Below are 18,791 nucleotides of genomic sequence, written 5' to 3'. Positions count from 1 at the left end.
CCTCCCCTAGACCACGAGCCGGCGGCGGAACGTGTGGCGGGCCAGCAACCAGCCGCCCAGCGCCCACACCGCGAGGTAGAGCAGGTGACCGGCGACCGACCACTGGGGAGCCACGCCCAACGTGGCCGCCCGGCACAGGTCGACGGCGTGCCAGAGGGGCGTCGCGTACGCCAGCCACCGCAGCACCGCCGGTAGCGACTCGACCGGGAAGAACACCCCGGCGAACAGCGTCATCGGGATCACCGCGAAGCGGAACAGCATCGCCAGCCAGCTGTCGCTGTCCACCAGCGCCGCGTACGCGAAGGTCGGTGCGGCCACGGCCAGGCCGAGCAGTGCCACGACCGGGAGGACGGCCAGCGCCCACGGCGAGTGCACCGCCCCGAACAGCGCCGTGACCAGGAGGAACGCGGCGATGGAGGAGAGCACCCGGAAGACCACGAAGGCCAGGTGCCCGCCGAGCACGTCACCCACCCGCAGCGGCGCCGCGCTCTGCGCGAAGTACGTCTTGATCCACCGGAAGTTGCTGAACACCGGCCACGTGGATTCGCCGATGGCCACCTGCAGGGCGGTCGAGGCGAGCAGGCCCCCGACGATCCAGTCGAAGTAGCGCACCCCGCCGACGCCCTGGTCGATGTAGGCGCCGACCCCCAGGCCGAACCCGACAACGGTCAGCACGGGCAGCAGGAAGGAGGAGAAGACCCCCGCCCGCCAGGTCCGTCGGTAACCGACCAGGTAGTGCGCGAGCACCGCCACCGCCGGCACGCGCGGCAACGGCGGCCGGGCCCGCTCCCGCGCCTGCTGCGTCACGCTCACCCGACACCCCCGTCTCTCCCGCGCCGACCACCACGGCCTTCCTACCCCAGGGGTACGACAGACCCGGGCCACCCTACGGCGACGCGGCTGCCCTGTCGCCGCTATTCCGGGCGGGACGGGTCGGCTCCCGCACCGCACGTTCGGGATGAGCCGAACCCGACGGGGAGGGTCCGCCCGCCCTTGATCCACTCGACGTCATTGACACCGGGGTATCCGGCGACCGGGGATACCCCGATGTCAGGGAAAGCGAGTGGATCAAAAGCCGGATGGGCCAGGGACGCGCCGAGTCGGGTGCCGCGCGCCGATTCAGGGGCGGGCGGGCAACGCGGCGACGAAGACGCGCCAGGAACCGGGCGCGAAGGTCAGCGCCGGTCCGGCCGGGTCCTTCGAATCACGTACGGCAACCACGCCGGAAAGGTTGTCGGCAACCTCCACGCAGTTACCGCCGCTGCCGTTGCTGCGGGTGCTCTTGCGCCACCGGGCGCGCGTCAGATCCATGTCTCCGCCACTTCCGTCATCAGGTCGAGGGACTGCTGCTGCGATAGTGCCTCACCCCTGATCGACTCCCAAACCTCGACCATCTGCCGCAGGTACTCAGAACGGTCGATCACCTGCCCATGCCGCTGCCCGTCCAGGTAAACAACGTCCTCGCCAGCAGACGAGGTGGCGATGACAAAAGGGCCGTCGAGGCCAGCATAGGCTCCGGCCGAGGTCGGCACGATCTGGATTCTGACCCGAGGCAGCGTCGAACCAACCTTCACCAGGTGGCAGAGCTGCTCACGCATCACGGGTGGCTTGCCGATGCAGCGCCGAAGCACATACTCATCGACAACCACACTGAGCAGCGGGGGTCGCTCCCGGGTAAACACCGCTTGGCGGTCCAGCCGCGCAGCGACCTGCTGCTCGATCTCGTCCGTCGCGAACAACCCAGCCCCCACGAGAATGGCGCGAGCGTAACTCTCCGTCTGGAGGAGACCCGGCACATAGAGCGGCTCGTAGGTCCGCAGGGCCGTCGCCTCCTGCTCGATGCCGGCCCAGTCGCGGAACCACGGCACCACGGTCTCCCGGCTGATCCGCCTCTGGATCCGTTCGAATCGACCGTCCGCGCCGAAGACCGCGTCACAGCGGCGGGCGAAGTCGACGCTCGGCCGCCGCTCGCACGTCTCCACCTTCGCCACCAGCGCGCCCGAGTAGCTCAGCGCCTCGGCCAGCGCCGTCTGCGACATGCCGGTGGTGACCCGGGCCAGCCGCAACTCCTCCGCGAAGTGGTCCAGCATGGACGATCGTTCCACGGACAGCCTCCGTACATCCTCGTACCGCCCGGGGTCGGGCCGCCGTACGCGCTGGTCGTCGGCGCGCGGGACCTCCCACCGTAGTCGCGTCCTCAGCAGACTGTCACGCAGCGGAACCGCTCACGGGATCGGACGGCGGGCGGGACCAGGCCGGGGGCGTCCGGCGACAACGAGGTCCCGGGCGCCCCTCTCCAGACGACGGAGGCTCACCGCATGCGACTGAAGTTCTGGCGCTGCCGGCGTTCGACGCCGCCCGCCCCGCTCCCCCGCCGTACGCCCCACGCGCGCCCGGCGTGGGCGACCGCGCCGACGGAGGTCTTCCCGACCGACGCCCCCGGACGCCCGGGGCGGCTGACGCGGGCGCAGGAGTGGCGGGCGAACGGGGGCACCTGGCTGCCGTCGCCGCGCCGGTCCGAGGAGGGCACCCGCTGATGCCGCGCTACCGCCCGCACGTGGCGGCGCGCCCGTCCTGGCGCTGCCGGGTGTGCGGTGCCGCGTGGCCCTGTTCACCGGCCCGGCTGGCGCTGCTCGCCGAGTACCGCGAGAACCGGACGGGCCTGCTGATCTACCTCGGCGCGCTGCTGTACGAGGCCACCGATGACCTCACCGAATCGGACGGGCTGGCCGACCGCTTCCTGACCTGGGCGCGGGCGCGGTGACGGACACGGCCGGTCAGCCGCGAACCGCGCGGAGCAGCGACCGGAGCGCGTAGGCGAGCAGCAGCACGCCCGCGCCGGCGTGTACTCGGACCGGCCGGCGGGTGGGTGTGAGGAAGGGGCCCCTGTACCACGCCAGGCGTTAACAGGGGGCCCTTCCTTTCACCTCAGTCGACCAGGGTGCGGCCGGTGAGGTGCAGGAAGACGTCCTCCAGGCTGCTGCGTCGGACCAGCACGTTGGCCGGCGTCAACCCGAGCGCGGACACCTCGGCCACCGCCGCGTCGCCGTCCGGCACGTAGAGCAGGATCCGGTCGGGCAGGACCTCGACCCGCTCCCCCAGCCCGTCGAGCTTGCCGGCGAACGGCTCCTGCGACTCGGCGGCGAAGCGCAGCTCCACCACCTCACGGGTGGAGTGCTGCTCGATCAGCGCGCGGGGCGAGCCCTCGGCGACGATCCGCCCGCCGTCCATCACCACGAGCCGGTCGCAGAGCTGCTCCGCCTCGTCCATGTAGTGCGTGGTGAGAACCAGGGTGACGCCCTGCTGCTTCAGCCGGAACAGCCGCTCCCACACCAGGTGCCGGGCCTGCGGGTCGAGGCCGGTGGTCGGCTCGTCGAGCAGCACGATCTCCGGCTCGTTGACCAGCGCGCGGGCGATGGTCAGCCGGCGCTTCATGCCACCGGAGAGCGGCTCGACCTTGCTGTCGGCGCGCTCGGTGAGCTGCACGAAGTCGAGCAGCTCCGCCGCGCGGGCGCGGGCCACCCGGCGCGGGATGCCGAAGTAGCGCGCGTAGGTGGTCAGGTTCTCCCGCACGGTCAGCTCGGGATCGAGGTTGTCGAGCTGGGGGCAGACGCCGAGTCGGGCCCGGATGGCCGGCCCGTCCCGGACCGGGTCCATGCCGAGGATGCGCAGCTCGCCGCCGGTGGGCGGGGAGGTGCAGCCGACCATCCGCATGGTGGAGGACTTGCCGGCGCCGTTGGGCCCGAGGAAGCCGAACGCCTCGCCGGAGCGCACCTCGACGTCGATGCCGTCGACGGCGGTGAAGTCGCCGAACCGCTTCACCAGCCCCCGAGCCTGGATGAGTGGTTGAGCCATGGTCACCCCGAAACCCTAGCGACCACCCCCGACACTCCCCACCGAGTTATCGGCCCACCCGATCGCTGACGCGCCACCGGTACGACACGCCGGCCGGTGTGCTGCCCAGCCGTCACCGATCACGCCGGCCGAGGGCCGCCTCAGGCGTCGCCCGACGTCGTGGCGGTTCGGGCGGCGGCGACAAGGCGGTCGGTCTCCGCGAGGACCTCCGGGTCGTCGGCGGGCGTCCCGGGCTCGAACCGCACCGTCCAGGTCACCCCGTCCACGCCGGGCACGCGCCGCGCGGCGATCCGGCCGGCGCCGCCGGGCACCGGGTGCTGCTGGGTGTACGCCACCGAGCGGGTCACCCGGGCCCGCACCTGGTGCGGCAGCTCCCCCGGGTCGAGCAGGAGGTAGGTCTCGGCCGGGCTGTCCGCCACCACGAGGTAGCCGTCGCGTTCGGCGACCCGCTCGGCGGGCGTGACCGTCAGCTCCCGGCCGGACCAGACGGCCTTGTGCAGGTCGTGCCACCCCAGGCGGTGGCCCCGCCCCGGCAGCCAGAGACCGAGGTTGGTGGCCACCACCACCCCGTCCCCCTCGCCGTTGCCCGCGGCGGCCCAGGCGAGCACGCGCTCATCGGCCTGAAGCGGCGGACGGTCGGCAGGCGGCAGCTTCGGCTTCCGGCTGAACAGTCCCATCTCAGAGCCCTCCCGCGGCCTGCTCCCGCAACGCTCGGGCGTGCTGCTCCAGGGACAGCAGCTCACCGAAGGCGGCGAAGTACTCGTCCTTGTTGTTGACCGGGTTGATCCGCTGGATCCGGGACTTCAGGTCCTTGATCCGGCCGGTCACCGAACCCCACTGGACGCGCGCCATGGTGATCGACACGTACCGCGGGTCGGGCTCGCCGTCGATCCGCAGCGGTTCCACGGCCAGTTCGCCGACGAGCGCCCGGGCGGCCAGGTCGGCGCAGGCGTCGCGGACCGACTCGATCCAGACCGCCCCGCCGGCAGCCGCCGCAGCCCCGCCCGCCGCGGCGATCGCCTCGCGGACCACCACGTGGACGGGGTGGCGGTAGTCCGGGGCCTCGACCGTGTCGAACATCGGCCCGGCCAGCACCGGCTCCTGCAGCGCGAGCTTCAGCGCCTCCCGCTCGACCATCGCCTGCGGGCTGTCCACGACCGGCTCGGCGCGGGCAGGACGCGGCGCGGCCTCGGCACCACGCCCGGACGGCGGGGCGTTGCCGGCGGCGAGCACCGCCCGCTGCACCGGCTCGATCTCCATGCCGAGGTCGCCGGCGAGCTTGCGGACGTACTCCGGGCGCTTCTCCCGGTCCTTGATCTTGGCCACCAGCGGCGCGGCCCGGCGCATCGCCTCCACCCGGCCGTCGACGGTGTCCAGGTCGTGGCGGCCGATGACGTGCCGCAGGGCGAAGTCGACCAGCGGCTCACGGCGGGCGACCAGGTCGCGGACCGCCAGGTCGCCCTTGGCCAGGCGCAGCTCGCACGGGTCCATGTTGTCCGGGCTGACCGCGATGAAGGTACGCCCGACGAAGCGCTGGTCGTCGTCGAAGGCGCGCAGGGCGGCCTTCTGCCCGGCGGCGTCCCCGTCGAAGGTGAAGATGATCTCCCCGGCCACCGCGTCGGTGTCCATGAGCAGGCGGCGCAGCACCCCGATGTGGTCGGCGCCGAAGGCCGTGCCGCAGGTGGCCACGGCGGTGGGCACCCCGGCCAGGTGGCAGGCCATCACGTCGGTGTAGCCCTCGACCACCACGACCTTGCCCTGCTTTGCGATCTCCCGCTTGGCCTGGTCGATGCCGTAGAGGACGTGCGACTTCTTGTAGATCGGCGTCTCGGGGGTGTTCAGGTACTTCGGGCCGTCGTCGTCGTCGAAGAGCTTGCGGGCGCCGAAGCCGATCACGTCGCCGGTGAGGTCGCGGATCGGCCAGAGCAGCCGGCGGCGGAACCGGTCGATGAGGCTGCCCGAGCGGGCCGGCCGGGACAGCCCGGCGGTGACCAGCTCGTCGTGGGTGAAGCCCTGCTGGCGCAGGTGCTTAGTCAGCAGGTCCCAGCCGTCCGGGGCGAACCCGCAGCCGTAGCGCTCGGCGGCGGCCCGGTCGAAGCCGCGCCGGGCCAGGAACTCCCGTGCCGGACGGGCGCCGGCCGTGGTGAGCTGCGCCCGGTAGAACTCGACGGCGGCGGCGTGCGCGGCGACGAGCCGCTGCCGCTGCCCCTGCTGGGGCCGGGCGCGCGGCGTGGTGTGGTCGGACTCGACGTAGCGCAGCTGGATCCCGGCGCGGGCGGCGAGCCGCTCGACCGAGTCGATGAAGCTGAGGTGCTCGGCGTCCATCAGGAACTTGATCGCGTCGCCGCCGACCCCGCAGCCGAAGCAGTAGAAGACGTTGCGGGCCGGCGAGACGTTGAACGACGGGCTCTTCTCGTCGTGGAACGGGCACAGCCCCTTGAGGTTGCCGCCGCCGGCCGACCGGAGGGTCACCGTGTCGGAGATGACCTCCGCGATCGAGGTGCGCTCACGGACCAGCGCGATGTCCTCGTCCCGGATCCGCCCCGCCATGGTCGCCACCTCCTCGGCGTACATCCTGCCCTGCCGGACCGACGTTCCGCCGCGCGGGGACGCCGCGTGTGGCGGCCACCGCTACGCGGACGGTTCACCGGGGCCGGCGGCGGAGGTAGCGGCGGATCGGCGGCGGATCCTCCTCGGCGTAGGACCGGGCGGCGCGTACGGCCTCCGCGAGGCCGTGGCGGCGGCCCGGCCGCGGCGGGTTGACCGCCGGGTCCCGCGACATGTCCCGGACCAGCGCGACGGCCAGGCCGAGCATCACCACCACGAACGGCAGCGCCACCAGGATCGTCGCCTGTTGCAGCGCGCCCAGCCCGCCCACCAGCAGCAGCACGGCGGCGACCGCGCCGATCAGCACGCCCCAGAGCACCACCAGGAGCCGGTGCGGGCGCAGCGCGCCGCGCGAGGTCAGCGACCCGAGCACCAGCGACGCGGAGTCGGCGCTGGTCACGAAGTAGAACGCGATCAGCACCATGGCCAGGACGCTGGTCAGACCGGCGAGCGGCAGGGCGTCGAGCAGACCGAAGAGGGCCTGCTCGGCGCCCGCGCCGGCGTCCGCCACCAGGTCCCGGGTGCCGGTGGCCTGGGCGCGCAGCGCGCTGCCGCCGAGCACGGCGAACCAGACCGCGCTGGCGCCGCTGGGCACCAGCAGGACCCCGACCAGGAACTGCCGGACCGTCCGCCCCCGGGAGATGCGGGCGATGAACGTGCCGACGAAGGGCGCCCAGGAGATCCACCAGGCCCAGTAGAAGATGGTCCAGGAGCCGAGCCACGCCGGGTCGGAGAAGGCGCCGGTCCGCGTGGACATGAAGACCAGGCTGCTGAGGTAGTCGCCGACGGCGGCGGGCAGCACCTCCAGCGTGTAGATGGTGGGCCCGACCACGAAGACGAAGAGCATCAGCAGCACCGCGAGCACCACGTTCGTCGTCGAGAGCCACTTGATCCCGCGATGCAGCCCGGAGAAGGCGGAGATCACGAAGGCGAGGGTGAGCGCGCCGATGACGACCAGTTCCACGGCGGTGCTGCCCGGGACACCGGCCACCAGGTCAAGTCCGGCGGCGACCTGGAGCGCCCCGATCCCGAGACTGGTCGCCGAGCCGAAGACCGTGGCGAACACCGCCAGCAGGTCGACGGCCCGGCCGGCGGCGCCATCGGCCCGGTCGCCGAGCAGCGGGCGGAAGGCGGCGGAGATGCGGTTCTCCCGGCCCTTCCGGAAGGTCGAGTACGCCAGGGCGAGCGCCACCACGGCGTAGATCGCCCACGGGTGCAGGGTCCAGTGGAACAGGGTGTACTGCATCGCGGCGGCGCCGGCCGCACCGGTCTGCGGCTCCACGTTCACCGCCGGGGGTGGTGTCGCGTAGTGCTGGATGGGCTCGGCGACCGCGAAGAAGACCAGACCGATCCCCATGCCGGCGCTGAACATCATCGCGATCCAGGCCAGCGAGCTGAACTCCGGCTCGTCGTCGTCGGCGCCGAGGCGGATCCGCCCGAACCGGCTCGCCGCGATCACGACGGCCAGCACCAGGAAGGCGTCGGCGGCCAACACGAAGAACCACCCGAAGGTGTCGATCGCCCAGGCCAGGCCGGACTCGCCGACGCCGGCGAGCGAACGCCGGGCGAGGACGCCCCAGGCCACCACGGCCAGCACACCGCCGACACCGAGCACCAGCACCGTCCGGTCGACGGACCCTTCCGGGCGGCCCGCCCGTTCCCGCACCTGCTCGCTCATCGTCACCCCCTGCCCATCCTGCGGGGGCGACGGGAGGGCGCGACGGGGTTCGGCCCAAAGGCCACCCGTTACGGTCGGGGGTCGGAGCTGGCCTCAGGCCGGCAGGGCGGCGGTCTCCTCGGCCTCGACCTGCCGGTTCCAGTCCTGCTTGGTGGCGCGCCAGCCCTCGTCGTCCAGGCCCCGCCGCCAGTACCCGGAGATGGACAGCCGCTCGCGCGGCACGCCCCGCTCGACGCGCAGCAGCCGGCGCAGTTCCTTGACGAAGGTCGCCTCGCCGTGCACGAACGCGTGCACGTCACCGGCGGAGAAGTCCAGCTCGCGAACCGCCTCGACGAGGGCCTCGCCGACCGGGCGGGCGCCGCGGTGCAGCCAGGTCAGCCGTACCGCGCCGGGGCTGGGCAGGGGCTGCTCGTCGGCCGGTCCGTCGACCTCGACCAGCGCCACGGCCGGCGCGCCGGCGGGGAGACGTTCCAGGGCGGCGGCGATGGCCGGCAGGGCGCTCTCGTCGCCGACCAGCAGGTGCCAGTCGGCGTCCGGGCTCGGGGCGTACGCGCCGCCGGGCCGGGTGAAGTGCACCTCGTCGCCGGGGCGCAGCGCGGCTGCCCAGGGTCCGGCGAGCCCCTCGTCGCCGTGGTGCACCACGTCGACGGTCATCTCGGCGGCCAGCGGGTCGAAGGCCCGCACGGTGTACGCGCGCAGCCGGGGCCAGTGCGCGGGCGGCAGGTCACGACGGATCGCCGCGAGGTCCATCGGGGCCGGGTAGTCGACCCCCGGCACCGGGAAGACGATCTTGATGTAGTGGTCGGTGAACTCGCCGACCGGCAGGCCGACCAGTTCCGCACCGCCCAGCACGAGCCGGATCACGTGCGGGGTGGGCCGCTCGGTGCGTACCACCCGGGCGGTCGTGATCTTCTTCGGGCGCTCCGTCATGCTGGTTAGGCTAGCCTAAGTTGCTGGTCGGGGCCATCGGCGGGCGCCCCACCCCCGACGAGGCGGGCGTGCCAGGCCACGGCGGCCGGGTCGGTGAGCGAGGCGACCTGGTCGATCACCACCCGCAGCCGGGCACCGTCGTCGGCCGCCTCCCGCCACAGCGGGGCGAAGACCTCGTCCAGCCCGTCCGGCGCCCGGTCCGCCAGCACGCCGACCAGCCCGGCCAGGATCTCCCGCTGCCGCTCGTAGCGTCCACGGGCGCCGGGGCGACGCATCACGTACCGCAGGGCGATGCCCTTGAGCAGGGCGCAGCGCGCCCGGATCTCCCTCGGCACCACCAGGTCGGCGGCGTACCGACGGTGCGGGCCGGGACCGAAGTCCGCCTCGGTGGCGGCCACCACGTCGGTGACGAAGCGGCCGGTGAGCACGCTGGTGGTCGTCTTCAGCGCGGCCTGCGCCCGGTGGCTGCCGTCGTACCCGGCGAGCGGGGCGAGCACCGGGTCGGCGAGCAGGTCGAGCAGCACCGCGCCGAGGTCGGCCGGGGACTCGCCGGAGTAGGTGGCGGCCACGTCGGCGCAGAGCGCCGCCCGCTCGTCCGGGTCGGTGAGCAGGGGACCGAGCGAGACGTACCCGCCGTGGATGCCGTCCTCGACGTCGTGCACCGAGTACGCCACGTCGTCGGCCCAGTCCATCACCTGGGCCTCCAGGCAGCGCCGCCGGCCGGCGGGCGCGCCGGCCCGCAGCCAGGTGAAGACCGGCAGGTCGTCGGCGTACGCCCCGAACTTCCGCTCCCCCGGCTGACGCGACCAGGGGTACTTGCTGACCGCGTCGAGCGACGCCCGGGTGAGGTTGAGCCCCGCGGAGGCGCCGTCCGGCGCGAGCACCTTGGCCTCCAGGCGGGTGAGCACCCGAAGGGTCTGCGCGTTGCCCTCGAAGCCGCCGCAGGAGGCGGCGAGGGCGTCCAGCGCGTCCTCGCCGTTGTGCCCGAACGGTGGGTGGCCCAGGTCGTGGGCGAGCCCGGCGGTGTCCACCAGGTCCGGGTCACAGCCCAGCCGGGCGCCCATCTCCCGGGCGATCTGCGCGACCTCCAGCGAGTGGGTCAGCCGCGTACGCAGGAAGTCGTCGGTGCCGGCGGTGTGCACCTGGGTCTTGGCGGCGAGCCGCCGGAACGCCGCGGAGTGCAGCACCCGGGCCCGGTCCCGCTCGTACGGCGAGCGGCCGTGGCCGGTGTCCTTCGGCGGCTCGGCGACCCACCGGTCGGCGTCCGGGTCAGCGGGCCGGACGGTCAATCCCCACGCTGCCGCAGGACGCAGAACTCGTTGCCCTCGGGGTCGGCGAGCACCGTCCACCCCACGCTGCCCTGGCCGATGTCGACGTGCCGGGCGCCCATGTCCACCAGCCGCTCCACCTCGGCCTCCTGGTCGTCGGGGCGCAGGTCGAGGTGGAGCCGGTTCTTGCCCTCCTTGCCGGCGGCCACCGGCACGAAGACGAGGCCGGGCACGCGGTCGGTGGCCGGACGGATCTCGACCTCGTCCGGCTTCTCGGTGACCACCTGGTAGCCGAGCGCCTCGGCCCACCAGCGGGCCAGTCGGGCCGGGTCTTGGGCGTCCACGGTCAGGCTCTCCCAGGCGCTGCTCATGCCGTCAGGTTACGCCGGACGGGTGTGACCGGCGCGCCGGCGCCGCGCCGGCCGACGGCGTCCGGGCGACTGACAACCCTCCGTTCAGTCGGGAGTTGTCGCCCGATCGCCGAGGGTTACGGGCTCGCCAGCCGCCATGGCGCCCGGTAACGTTCCCGGCGCGCATCGTCACCAACCTGGGAAGCCCGACCGGTGGGAGAGGGATCGCTCGTGGACGTGGACACCATGGTGGGAACGGAGCTGCGCAGGCTGCGCCGACGCCGCCCGGAGGTTGCCGGGAGCGTGCTGGCCGGCACCGACGGCCTGCTCATCTCCAGCGACCTGCCGGCGACCGACGCCACCCACCTCGCCGCGCTGGCGGCGGCCAGCTTCGGGCTGGGCCACCGGGTGGCCGACACCGTCCGGCAGGGCGGCTTCAGGGAGTCGGTGGTCCGCACCGACGCCGGGGCCGTGGTGACCTACCCGGCCGGCCGCAACGCCCTGCTGACCCTGGTCACCACACCGGAGACCGATCTGGAGTCGCTGCACGACGACGCCCGGGCCGTGGCGTCCCGGGCCGGCTCCGCACTCGACCGGGGCACCGGGCGGGTCGGGGCGACGCCGTTGCCGCAGGCCCACGCCACGCTGGCGGTCCGCACGCCGATGGCGAGCCTCCCCCGCCGGGCGCCGCACCACACCTGGCGCCGCCCCCCGATCTGAGCCCGCCCCGGCACGGCAGCGCCGGCGGCACGACAGGACTGACCGGACCCCGGCCCAGAGGCCCCGCGACCGCCGGCACGACAGGCGGCGGCGGGCCCGCTCCCCCGGGCCCGCCGCCGCCTGTCGTACGCCGCGGTCGTCAGCGGCTGTCGGAGCCGCCCGTCTCCACCACCGCGCGACCGGCCTCCAGCCGCGCGACCGGCACCCGGAACGGCGAGCAGGAGACGTAGTCCAGGCCCACCTCGTGGAAGAAGTGCACCGACTCGGGGTCACCGCCGTGCTCGCCGCACACGCCGATCTTCAGGCCCGGCCGGGCCGCCCGGCCCTCCTCGGTGGCGATCCGCACCAGCCGGCCGACGCCCTCGCGGTCGATCGACTCGAACGGTGAGATGCCGAAGATGCCCAGCTCCAGGTAGCGCCAGAAGAACGCACCCTCGACGTCGTCGCGGGAGAAGCCCCAGCCCATCTGGGTGAGGTCGTTGGTGCCGAAGGAGAAGAACTGCGCCGCCTCGGCGATCTGGCCGGCGGTCAGCGCGGCCCGGGGCACCTCGATCATGGTGCCGATCAGCACGTCGACCGGCTGCTCCCGGGTCACCTCGGCGATGATCTTCTCGGCCTCGGAGCGTACCGTCTCCAGCTCCTGCACGGCCCCGACCAGCGGGACCATGATCTCCGGGCAGGACCGTACGCCCTGCTTCGCGCACTCCACCGCGGCCTCGGCGATCGCGCGGACCTGCATGGCGAACAGGCCCGGGATGACCAGCCCGAGACGGACGCCGCGCAGGCCCAGCATGGGGTTCTGCTCGTGCATCCGGCGGACGGCGGAGAGCAGCGCCTCCTCCTTGGCGACGTCCTCGCCGCGCTCCTGGGCGACGGCCACGTTCACCGCCAGTTGCTCCAGCGGCGGCAGGAACTCGTGCAGCGGCGGGTCGATCAGCCGGACGGTGACCGGCAGGCCGTCCATCTCCCGGAAGATCTCGACGAAGTCGGCGCGTTGCAACGGCAGCAGCGCGGCGAGCGCGTCGTCCCGCTCCTTCCCGTCGCGGGCCAGGATCAGCCGCTCCACCAGCTCCTTGCGGTCGCCGAGGAACATGTGCTCGGTCCGGCACAGGCCGATGCCCTCGGCGCCGAAGCGCCGGGCCCGGGCCGCGTCCGCGCCGGTGTCGGCGTTCGTCCGTACCCGCAGGCGCCGCTTGCCGTCGGCGTGGGTCATGATCCGGTGTACGGCGCGGACCAGCGCGTTGTCGATGTGCGCCGGGTCGAGGCTGCCCTCGAAGTACTGCACCACCTCCGACGGCATGACCGGCACCTCGCCGAGGAAGACCTTGCCGGTGGTCCCGTCGATGGAGACGACGTCGCCCTCGGAGACGGTCTGCCCGCCGACGACGAACTTCCGCCCCGGAATGTCGATGTCCAGGTCGTCGGCGCCGGACACGCAGGTCTTGCCCATCCCCCGGGCCACCACGGCGGCGTGGCTGGTCTTGCCGCCGCGGGAGGTGAGGATGCCCTGCGCGGCGATCATGCCGTTCAGGTCGTCGGGGTTGGTCTCCCGCCGGACCAGGATCACCGACTCGCCCTCGGCGGCCAGTTCCACCGCCCGAGCCGAGGTGAAGACGACCTTGCCGACCGCCGCGCCGGGTGAGGCGCCGATGCCCTTGGCGACCGGCTGGAACTCGTGGTCGAGCTTGAACCGGGGGAACATCAGCTGGGCGAGCTGTGCGCCGTTGACCCGGTGCAGCGCCTCGTCCAGGTCGATCAGGCCCTCGTCGACGAGCTGGCCGGCGATGACGAACGCGGCGGCGGCGGTCCGCTTCCCGACCCGCGTCTGGAGCATCCACAGCTTGCCGCGCTCGATGGTGAACTCGATGTCGCAGAGATCCTTGTAGTGCTCCTCCAGCCGGGCCATGATGCTGAGCAGTTCGTCGTAGGACTTCTTGTCCAGCTGCTCCAGCTCCTGCAACGGCACGGTGTTGCGGATGCCGGCGACGACGTCCTCGCCCTGGGCGTTGGCCAGGTAGTCACCGTAGATGCCCTGGGCGCCGCTGGCGGGGTCCCGGGTGAAGGCCACGCCGGTGCCGGAGTCCGGGCCGAGGTTGCCGAAGACCATCGCCACCACGTTGACGGCGGTGCCGAGGTCGGCCGGGATGCGCTCCTGCCGGCGGTAGAGCACGGCGCGATCGGCGTTCCACGACTCGAAGACGGCGTGGATGGCGAGGTCGAGCTGCTCGCGCGGCTCCTGCGGGAACTCCCGGCCGGTGTGCTTGCTGAAGATCCTCTTGTACGCGTCGACAAGACCACGCAGGTCGTCCGCGTCGAGGTCCAGGTCGTTCGTGACGCCCTTGGCGCGCTTGACGTCGTCGAGCGCGTGCTCGAACTCCTCGCCGGGGACCTCGCAGACCGTCTTGCCGAACATCTGGATCAGGCGACGGTAGGAGTCCCAGGCGAAACGGTCGTTGCCGCCGGCCTGTGCGCTCAGTCCGACGACGGAGCGGTCGTTGAGGCCGACGTTGAGGACGGTCTCCATCATGCCGGGCATGGAGAACTTCGCGCCGGAGCGGACCGAGACCAGCAGCGGGTCGTCGGGGTCGCCGAGGCGCTTGCCCATCGCGCTCTCCAGGGTGGCCAGCCGGGCGGAGATCTGGTCGCCGAGCCCGGCCGGCTCCTCACCCGTGCTGAGGTACGCCTTGCAGGCCTCGGTGGTGATGGTGAACCCGGGCGGGACGGGCAGGCCGAGGTTGGTCATCTCGGCCAGGTTGGCCCCCTTGCCGCCGAGCAGGTCCTTCTGGTCCTTGTTGCCCTCGGAGAAGTCGTAGACGTACTTGTGCTCCACCGCCTGTTGCCCTGCCACCGTCAGCCTCCCACGCGCGCCGGAAATTGACACTTAACGAAGGTTCAGTTCGCACATACCCCGGGACCGACCTCCGGTAATCCCGGAGTGGTCGACGTTCGGTGGGCGAAGGTTAAGCGAACATCGCGCAGCTTGGAATGGTCGGTGACAATCGGCACAACCGTCACCACTGTCCGCGTCCGTACCGGTTTTTGGGAACGCTTCCATGCGCACGATCACGCAATCCCGAATCCCCTCGTACTCTTGACGGCACTGGTTTTGACGAACCTGACTTTTGCCATATTCCGCGCGAATACACCCCCCGGAGTCGTCGCCGTGCCCACCACCCCCGCCGCCCGCCCCGAGACCGGTCCCGACCCCCTCGATCCGGCTCGCCTCTCCTCCTCCGGAGCGACCGCGGCCGACCTGGCGCGGACCGCCCTCCAGCGAGCGGGCGAGCTGCTCGCCCCGCCCGCGCCGGTCCGGCTGGGTGACGTGGTGCCCGCCCCGGAACACGTCGCCCCGGACACGACCGCCGACTTCGTCCTGCCCGAGGACGCGGCGGTGCGGGTCGGGGCCGACCCGGGCGCCCGCGCGGTCGCCGCCCAGCTCGCCGAGCTGCTGCGTCCCGCGACCGGCTACCCGCTGCCGGTCGCCGAGGCCGCCGACGTGGCGCCGGACGGCCCACTGGTGCTCACCCTCTCCGGCGCGCCCACCACCGGCTCCGGCCTGCCGGTCATTGATCCGACCGGCCCCCTCGGCGACGAGGGCTACCGGCTCGACGTCACCCGCACCGGCGTTCGCATCACCGCCGTCGCCCCGGCCGGGCTCCTCCACGGCGTGCAGACCCTCCGTCAACTCTTCCCGGCGGCGCTCGAGAGCCCGACCCCGGTCCCCGAGCGGTGGGTGGTCCCCGGCGGCACGATCGTCGACCGGCCCCGGTACGCGTACCGGGGCGCGATGCTCGACGTCGCACGCCACTTCTTCGGCGTCCCCGACGTCCTGCGGGTGATCGACCACCTGGCCCGGTACAAGCTCAACCACCTGCACCTGCACCTCACCGACGACCAGGGCTGGCGGATCGCCGTCGACTCCTGGCCCCGGCTGGCCACCGTCGGCGGGGCGACCGAGGTGGGTGGCGGACCCGGCGGGCACTACACCCGGGACGACTACCGCCGCATCGTCGCGTACGCGGCGGCCCGGCACGTCACCGTGGTGCCGGAGATCGACCTGCCCGGGCACACCAACGCGGCGCTGACCGCGTACGGGGAACTGGCGCCGGACGGGGCCACGCCTCCGCCGTACACCGGCACCGAGGTCGGCTTCAGCTACGTCGACCCGGCCAGCGAGCGGACGTACGACTTCGTCGCGGACGTGCTCGGTGAGATCGCGGCGCTCACCCCCGGACCGTTCCTGCACATCGGCGGCGACGAGGCGTTCAAGGTGCCGGCCGCCGCGTACGCCGGTTTCGTCGAGCGGGTCCAGCGGATCGTGGCCGGCCTGGGGAAGACCCTGGTCGGCTGGCACCAGATCGCCCCCGCCGCCCACGCGCCGGGACGGGTGCTCCAGTGGTGGGGCACGACCGGCGACGACCCGGTGACCGCCGACGCGGTACGCCGGGGCGCACGGGTCGTCCTCTCCCCGGGCAACCACGCCTACCTCGACATGAAGTACGCCCCGGACACCCCGATCGGGCACGACTGGGCAGGCCTGGTCGACGTGCACCGGGCGTACGACTGGGACCCGGGCGCGCACCTGGCCGGCGTACCGGCGGACGCCATCCTCGGGGTGGAGGCACCCCTCTGGACCGAGTCGGTGACCTCCCGCGCGGAGATCGAGTTCATGCTCTTCCCCCGCCTGCCGGCCATCGCCGAGTTGGGCTGGTCACCCCGTGCCACGCACGACTGGGCCGGGTTCCGGGAGCGACTGGCCGGACACGGCGCCTGGTGGGACGCGGCGGGAATCGTCTTCCACCGCTCCCCCGAGATCCCCTGGCCAGCAACGCCGGCCGTCGTGCCCGCCCCGCGCACACCGACCGCCGACCGCACCCGAGCGTGAGGGCCGGCCGGCGACAGCAACTTCGGGGAAGTTGCCGCCTCGGCGCGGATCGAGGGGGCACTTTCCCCGAAGTTGTGCGCGCCGCCGCGCACCGCCGCGCACCGCCGCGCCGCCGCGCACCCGCGTCAGCCGCCGGAGTCGTCCAGCTCGGCGCCCTCGGGCACCGTGTCGTCGTCGCGGCTGGCCAGCCACCCGTCGGGCAGGTGTACCTTGCCGGGCGAGTTGGTCCGGCCGCGGGGCTGACCCAGCGTCTCCACCGGGAACGGGACCGTCGGGTCGAGCTTGCCGAGCAGGTCGTCGAGCTGGGCGAGACTCTCGATCATGGCGAGCGACCGGCGCAGCTCGCTGCCGACCGGGAAGCCCTTGAGGTACCAGGCGACGTGCTTGCGGAAGTCGGTGCAGCCGTCCCGCTCGCCCCGGGCCGGCGTCCGGGCGCCCGCGGTGAACTGGTCGACGAGCAGTTCGGCGTGCCGGCGCATGGTCGCCGCGACCTCGCCGAGGCTGGGCAGCCGCCGCTCGGGACGCCCGTCGAACGCGGCCTCCAGGTCCGCGAACAGCCACGGGCGGCCCAGGCAGCCCCGGCCGATCACCACCCCGTCCACGCCGGTGTGCGCCACCATCCGCAGGGCGTCGTCGGCCTCCCAGATGTCGCCGTTGCCGAGTACCGGCACGTCGAGCGTCTGCTTCAGCGTGGCGATCGCGTCCCAGTCGGCGGTGCCCGAGTAGCGGTGTGCGGCCGTACGACCGTGCAGGGCGACCGCCGCCACCCCGGCGTCCTGGGCGGCGAGGCCCGCCTCGACGTACGTCAGGTGGTCGTCGTCGATGCCCTTGCGCATCTTGACGGTGACCGGCACCCCGGCGGGTGACGCGGCGTCCACCGCGGCCTTCACCAGCCGGGCGAAGAGCCGCCGCCGCCACGGCAGCGCCGAGCCGCCGCCCCTGCGGGTCACCTTCGGGACCGGGCAGCCGAAGTTGAGGTCGATGTGGTCGGCGAGGTTCTTCTCGACCACGATCCGCACGGCGGCGGCGGTGACCTCCGGATCGGTGCCGTAGAGCTGGAGGCTGCGCGGCTGCTCGTTCTCGCCGAAGGCGATCATGCGCAGCGTCTTCGGGTTCCGCTCGACCAGCGCGACCGTGGTGATCATCTCGCACACGTAGATGCCGCCGCCCTGCTCACGGCAGAGCTGGCGGAACCCGACGTTGGTGATCCCGGCCATCGGCGCCAGGACGACCGGCGGCGACACCAGGTGCCGCCCGATGGTCAACGGGCGCAGCACGGGAGCGGTCGTCGCAGTCACCGCCCAAGTGTAAGGAAGGGCCCCCGCTTAACGCCTCGTGCAGAGGAAGGGCCCCCTGTTAACACGGCGCATATCACATCCGACGTGCCCTGCGGGGGTTCTCCACAGCGGCGCCGGCCGTCCACAGGCCGGTCCCGCAGGGCGGACGTGAACCGGTCGAGGACCGATGCTGCGGCGCATGCGTGAACAACCGCCCGAGTTCGCCGACACGGTGGAACGGCAGCAGCAGATCATGACCCGCGCCCAGCTCCTGGCCGCCGGTTTCGACGACATGTACCTGTACCGGCAGACCCGGCGGGGCCTCTGGCAGCGGGTGCTGCCGGCGACGTACGCGCTGGTGACCGGCACCCTCACCGACGAGCAGCGGCGGATCTCCGCCGCGCTCTACGCCGGGCCGGACGCGCAGGTCACCGGACTGGCCGCGTTGATCTGGTACGGCTTCCGGCAGAGCCCGCGTACCGAGGACGTACACCTGATCGTGCCGCACCACGCGCGGCGCGCATCCGCCGGTCATGCCGTGGTCGCGCGGGCCCTGGCCCTTGATCCTCGGGCCCGGCGGACGTCGCTCTACGCGGTGTGCTCGCCAGCGCGAGCCGTGGTGGACGCGGCGCGCGGCCTGCGCCAGCTTCGTCCGGTACGGGCAATGGTCGGGGAGGTCATCCAGCGCGGATTCACCGACCTGGCGACCCTCGACGAGGAGATCCGCCGGGCACGGCGGAGTCGGACGGCGTTGATCCGGAAGGCGTTCTCGGAGGTGGCCGCCGGCACGCGGTCGGCGCCCGAGGCCGAGCTGCGGGAATGCCTCGGTGGCAGCGTCGTGTTGCCGGAGATCCTGTGGAATCCGCGCCTGCGGACCGGCGAGGGCGGGGTCCTTCCGACGCCGGACGGTTACCTGGCGGACGCCGCGGTGGCGCTGGAGGTGGACTCGCAGGAGTACCACTTCAGCCCCGCCGACTGGACCCGGACGCTGGACCGGCACAACGAACTGAGCCGGCACGGCATCCTGATCCTCCACTTCACGCCGGCCCAGCTGCGACGCGATCCGGTCCGGGTCCGCCGGATGGTGGAGGACGCGTACGCGTCCCGGGCGGGTGCCGGCGCCGTGACCGGGGTGCGGGTCGAATCGGTCGCGGCACCGTCGGCGTCGTAGGCGGCATCATCGGCGGCGGCGTTAAGAGGGGGCCCCTCCTCTACCTGAGG

The 18,791-nt window shown here is 73.0% G+C and carries 17 protein-coding genes; 5 read left to right on the top strand and 12 right to left on the bottom strand.

Annotated features, from left to right (window positions below; genetic code table 11):
• Positions 1 to 6: 6 nt before the first annotated feature.
• The 3 genes from ACIBR0_RS03550 to ACIBR0_RS03540 form a co-directional block, all read right to left on the bottom strand.
• The gene (locus ACIBR0_RS03550; RefSeq protein ID WP_396712825.1) at positions 7 to 807 is read right to left on the bottom strand and encodes an ABC transporter permease; all 801 of its coding nucleotides are present in this window, start codon (positions 805 to 807) and stop codon (positions 7 to 9) included.
• Positions 808 to 1,119: 312 nt separating this feature from the next.
• Complete coding sequence (locus ACIBR0_RS03545) at positions 1,120 to 1,311, bottom strand: DUF397 domain-containing protein (RefSeq protein ID WP_396712509.1); 192 nt, start codon at positions 1,309 to 1,311, stop codon at positions 1,120 to 1,122.
• Positions 1,302 to 2,090, bottom strand: a complete 789-nt coding sequence (locus ACIBR0_RS03540; RefSeq protein WP_396712508.1) for a Scr1 family TA system antitoxin-like transcriptional regulator — start codon at positions 2,088 to 2,090, stop codon at positions 1,302 to 1,304. The genes ACIBR0_RS03545 and ACIBR0_RS03540 overlap by 10 nt, the downstream gene beginning before the upstream one ends.
• A gap of 228 nt (positions 2,091 to 2,318) precedes the next feature.
• Here ACIBR0_RS03540 and ACIBR0_RS03535 point away from each other — a divergent pair, with 228 nt between their 5' ends.
• On the top strand, positions 2,319 to 2,537 hold the full coding sequence (locus ACIBR0_RS03535; protein ID WP_396712507.1) for a hypothetical protein: 219 nt from the start codon (positions 2,319 to 2,321) through the stop codon (positions 2,535 to 2,537).
• The gene (locus tag ACIBR0_RS03530) at positions 2,537 to 2,764 is read left to right on the top strand and encodes a flavin reductase (RefSeq protein WP_396712506.1); all 228 of its coding nucleotides are present in this window, start codon (positions 2,537 to 2,539) and stop codon (positions 2,762 to 2,764) included. The genes ACIBR0_RS03535 and ACIBR0_RS03530 overlap by 1 nt, the downstream gene beginning before the upstream one ends.
• Positions 2,765 to 2,928: 164 nt before the next feature.
• On the opposite strand, the gene ACIBR0_RS03525 is transcribed toward ACIBR0_RS03530, so the two are convergent.
• From ACIBR0_RS03525 to ACIBR0_RS03495, 7 genes are all read right to left on the bottom strand, one after another.
• Positions 2,929 to 3,861 carry an ABC transporter ATP-binding protein gene (locus ACIBR0_RS03525; RefSeq protein WP_396712505.1) on the bottom strand — a complete coding sequence of 311 codons (933 nt, stop codon included), beginning with the start codon at positions 3,859 to 3,861 and terminating at the stop codon, positions 2,929 to 2,931.
• 134 nt (positions 3,862 to 3,995) lie between these two features.
• Positions 3,996 to 4,532, bottom strand: a complete 537-nt coding sequence (locus tag ACIBR0_RS03520) for a hypothetical protein (RefSeq protein WP_396712504.1) — start codon at positions 4,530 to 4,532, stop codon at positions 3,996 to 3,998.
• A gap of 1 nt (position 4,533) precedes the next feature.
• The gene (gene dnaG, locus ACIBR0_RS03515; protein WP_396712503.1) at positions 4,534 to 6,429 is read right to left on the bottom strand and encodes a DNA primase; all 1,896 of its coding nucleotides are present in this window, start codon (positions 6,427 to 6,429) and stop codon (positions 4,534 to 4,536) included.
• 70 nt (positions 6,430 to 6,499) lie between these two features.
• Complete coding sequence (locus tag ACIBR0_RS03510; RefSeq protein WP_396712502.1) at positions 6,500 to 8,140, bottom strand: BCCT family transporter; 1,641 nt, start codon at positions 8,138 to 8,140, stop codon at positions 6,500 to 6,502.
• Positions 8,141 to 8,233: 93 nt separating this feature from the next.
• A complete protein-coding gene (locus ACIBR0_RS03505) occupies positions 8,234 to 9,070 on the bottom strand; it encodes a siderophore-interacting protein (RefSeq protein WP_357030747.1) in 837 nt (278 codons plus the stop codon).
• Positions 9,071 to 9,075: 5 nt separating this feature from the next.
• A complete protein-coding gene (locus ACIBR0_RS03500) occupies positions 9,076 to 10,359 on the bottom strand; it encodes a deoxyguanosinetriphosphate triphosphohydrolase (RefSeq protein ID WP_396712501.1) in 1,284 nt (427 codons plus the stop codon).
• A complete protein-coding gene (locus ACIBR0_RS03495) occupies positions 10,356 to 10,709 on the bottom strand; it encodes a VOC family protein (RefSeq protein WP_396712500.1) in 354 nt (117 codons plus the stop codon). The genes ACIBR0_RS03500 and ACIBR0_RS03495 overlap by 4 nt, the downstream gene beginning before the upstream one ends.
• A gap of 210 nt (positions 10,710 to 10,919) precedes the next feature.
• Between ACIBR0_RS03495 and ACIBR0_RS03490 the strand changes: the two genes are divergently transcribed.
• Positions 10,920 to 11,408 carry a roadblock/LC7 domain-containing protein gene (locus ACIBR0_RS03490; protein WP_396712499.1) on the top strand — a complete coding sequence of 163 codons (489 nt, stop codon included), beginning with the start codon at positions 10,920 to 10,922 and terminating at the stop codon, positions 11,406 to 11,408.
• 139 nt (positions 11,409 to 11,547) lie between these two features.
• Here the strand turns inward: ACIBR0_RS03490 and ppdK are convergent, their stop codons facing one another.
• Positions 11,548 to 14,256: a pyruvate, phosphate dikinase gene (gene ppdK / locus ACIBR0_RS03485; protein ID WP_396712498.1), complete on the bottom strand. Its 2,709-nt coding sequence runs from the start codon at positions 14,254 to 14,256 to the stop codon at positions 11,548 to 11,550.
• Positions 14,257 to 14,571: 315 nt separating this feature from the next.
• Here ppdK and ACIBR0_RS03480 point away from each other — a divergent pair, with 315 nt between their 5' ends.
• The gene (locus ACIBR0_RS03480) at positions 14,572 to 16,293 is read left to right on the top strand and encodes a beta-N-acetylhexosaminidase (RefSeq protein ID WP_396712497.1); all 1,722 of its coding nucleotides are present in this window, start codon (positions 14,572 to 14,574) and stop codon (positions 16,291 to 16,293) included.
• A gap of 125 nt (positions 16,294 to 16,418) precedes the next feature.
• On the opposite strand, the gene dusB is transcribed toward ACIBR0_RS03480, so the two are convergent.
• A complete protein-coding gene (gene dusB / locus ACIBR0_RS03475; RefSeq protein ID WP_396712496.1) occupies positions 16,419 to 17,591 on the bottom strand; it encodes a tRNA dihydrouridine synthase DusB in 1,173 nt (390 codons plus the stop codon).
• 178 nt (positions 17,592 to 17,769) lie between these two features.
• Between dusB and ACIBR0_RS03470 the strand changes: the two genes are divergently transcribed.
• The gene (locus ACIBR0_RS03470) at positions 17,770 to 18,741 is read left to right on the top strand and encodes a hypothetical protein (RefSeq protein ID WP_396712495.1); all 972 of its coding nucleotides are present in this window, start codon (positions 17,770 to 17,772) and stop codon (positions 18,739 to 18,741) included.
• Positions 18,742 to 18,791: the final 50 nt, after the last annotated feature.

It is taken from the genome of Micromonospora sp. NPDC049497 (assembly GCF_044465805.1).
Taxonomy (GTDB): Bacteria; Actinomycetota; Actinomycetes; order Mycobacteriales; family Micromonosporaceae; genus Micromonospora.
Note: the sequence above shows the minus strand (reverse complement) of the source record. Positions and strands in the feature narration are given on the sequence as shown.

Excerpts from the sequence above, each read along its gene's own strand:
- ACIBR0_RS03505 (WP_357030747.1), bottom strand. The coding sequence starts at position 9,070 with ATGACGGAGCGCCCGAAGAAGATCACGACCGCCCGGGTGGTACGCACC.
- ACIBR0_RS03530 (WP_396712506.1), top strand. The coding sequence starts at position 2,537 with ATGCCGCGCTACCGCCCGCACGTGGCGGCGCGCCCGTCCTGGCGCTGC.
- ACIBR0_RS03540 (WP_396712508.1), bottom strand. The coding sequence starts at position 2,090 with ATGCTGGACCACTTCGCGGAGGAGTTGCGGCTGGCCCGGGTCACCACC.
- ACIBR0_RS03535 (WP_396712507.1), top strand. The coding sequence starts at position 2,319 with ATGCGACTGAAGTTCTGGCGCTGCCGGCGTTCGACGCCGCCCGCCCCG.
- ACIBR0_RS03520 (WP_396712504.1), bottom strand. The coding sequence starts at position 4,532 with ATGGGACTGTTCAGCCGGAAGCCGAAGCTGCCGCCTGCCGACCGTCCG.
- ACIBR0_RS03470 (WP_396712495.1), top strand. The coding sequence starts at position 17,770 with ATGCGTGAACAACCGCCCGAGTTCGCCGACACGGTGGAACGGCAGCAG.
- dnaG (WP_396712503.1), bottom strand. The coding sequence starts at position 6,429 with ATGTACGCCGAGGAGGTGGCGACCATGGCGGGGCGGATCCGGGACGAG.
- ACIBR0_RS03545 (WP_396712509.1), bottom strand. The coding sequence starts at position 1,311 with ATGGATCTGACGCGCGCCCGGTGGCGCAAGAGCACCCGCAGCAACGGC.
- ACIBR0_RS03495 (WP_396712500.1), bottom strand. The coding sequence starts at position 10,709 with ATGAGCAGCGCCTGGGAGAGCCTGACCGTGGACGCCCAAGACCCGGCC.
- ACIBR0_RS03510 (WP_396712502.1), bottom strand. The coding sequence starts at position 8,140 with ATGAGCGAGCAGGTGCGGGAACGGGCGGGCCGCCCGGAAGGGTCCGTC.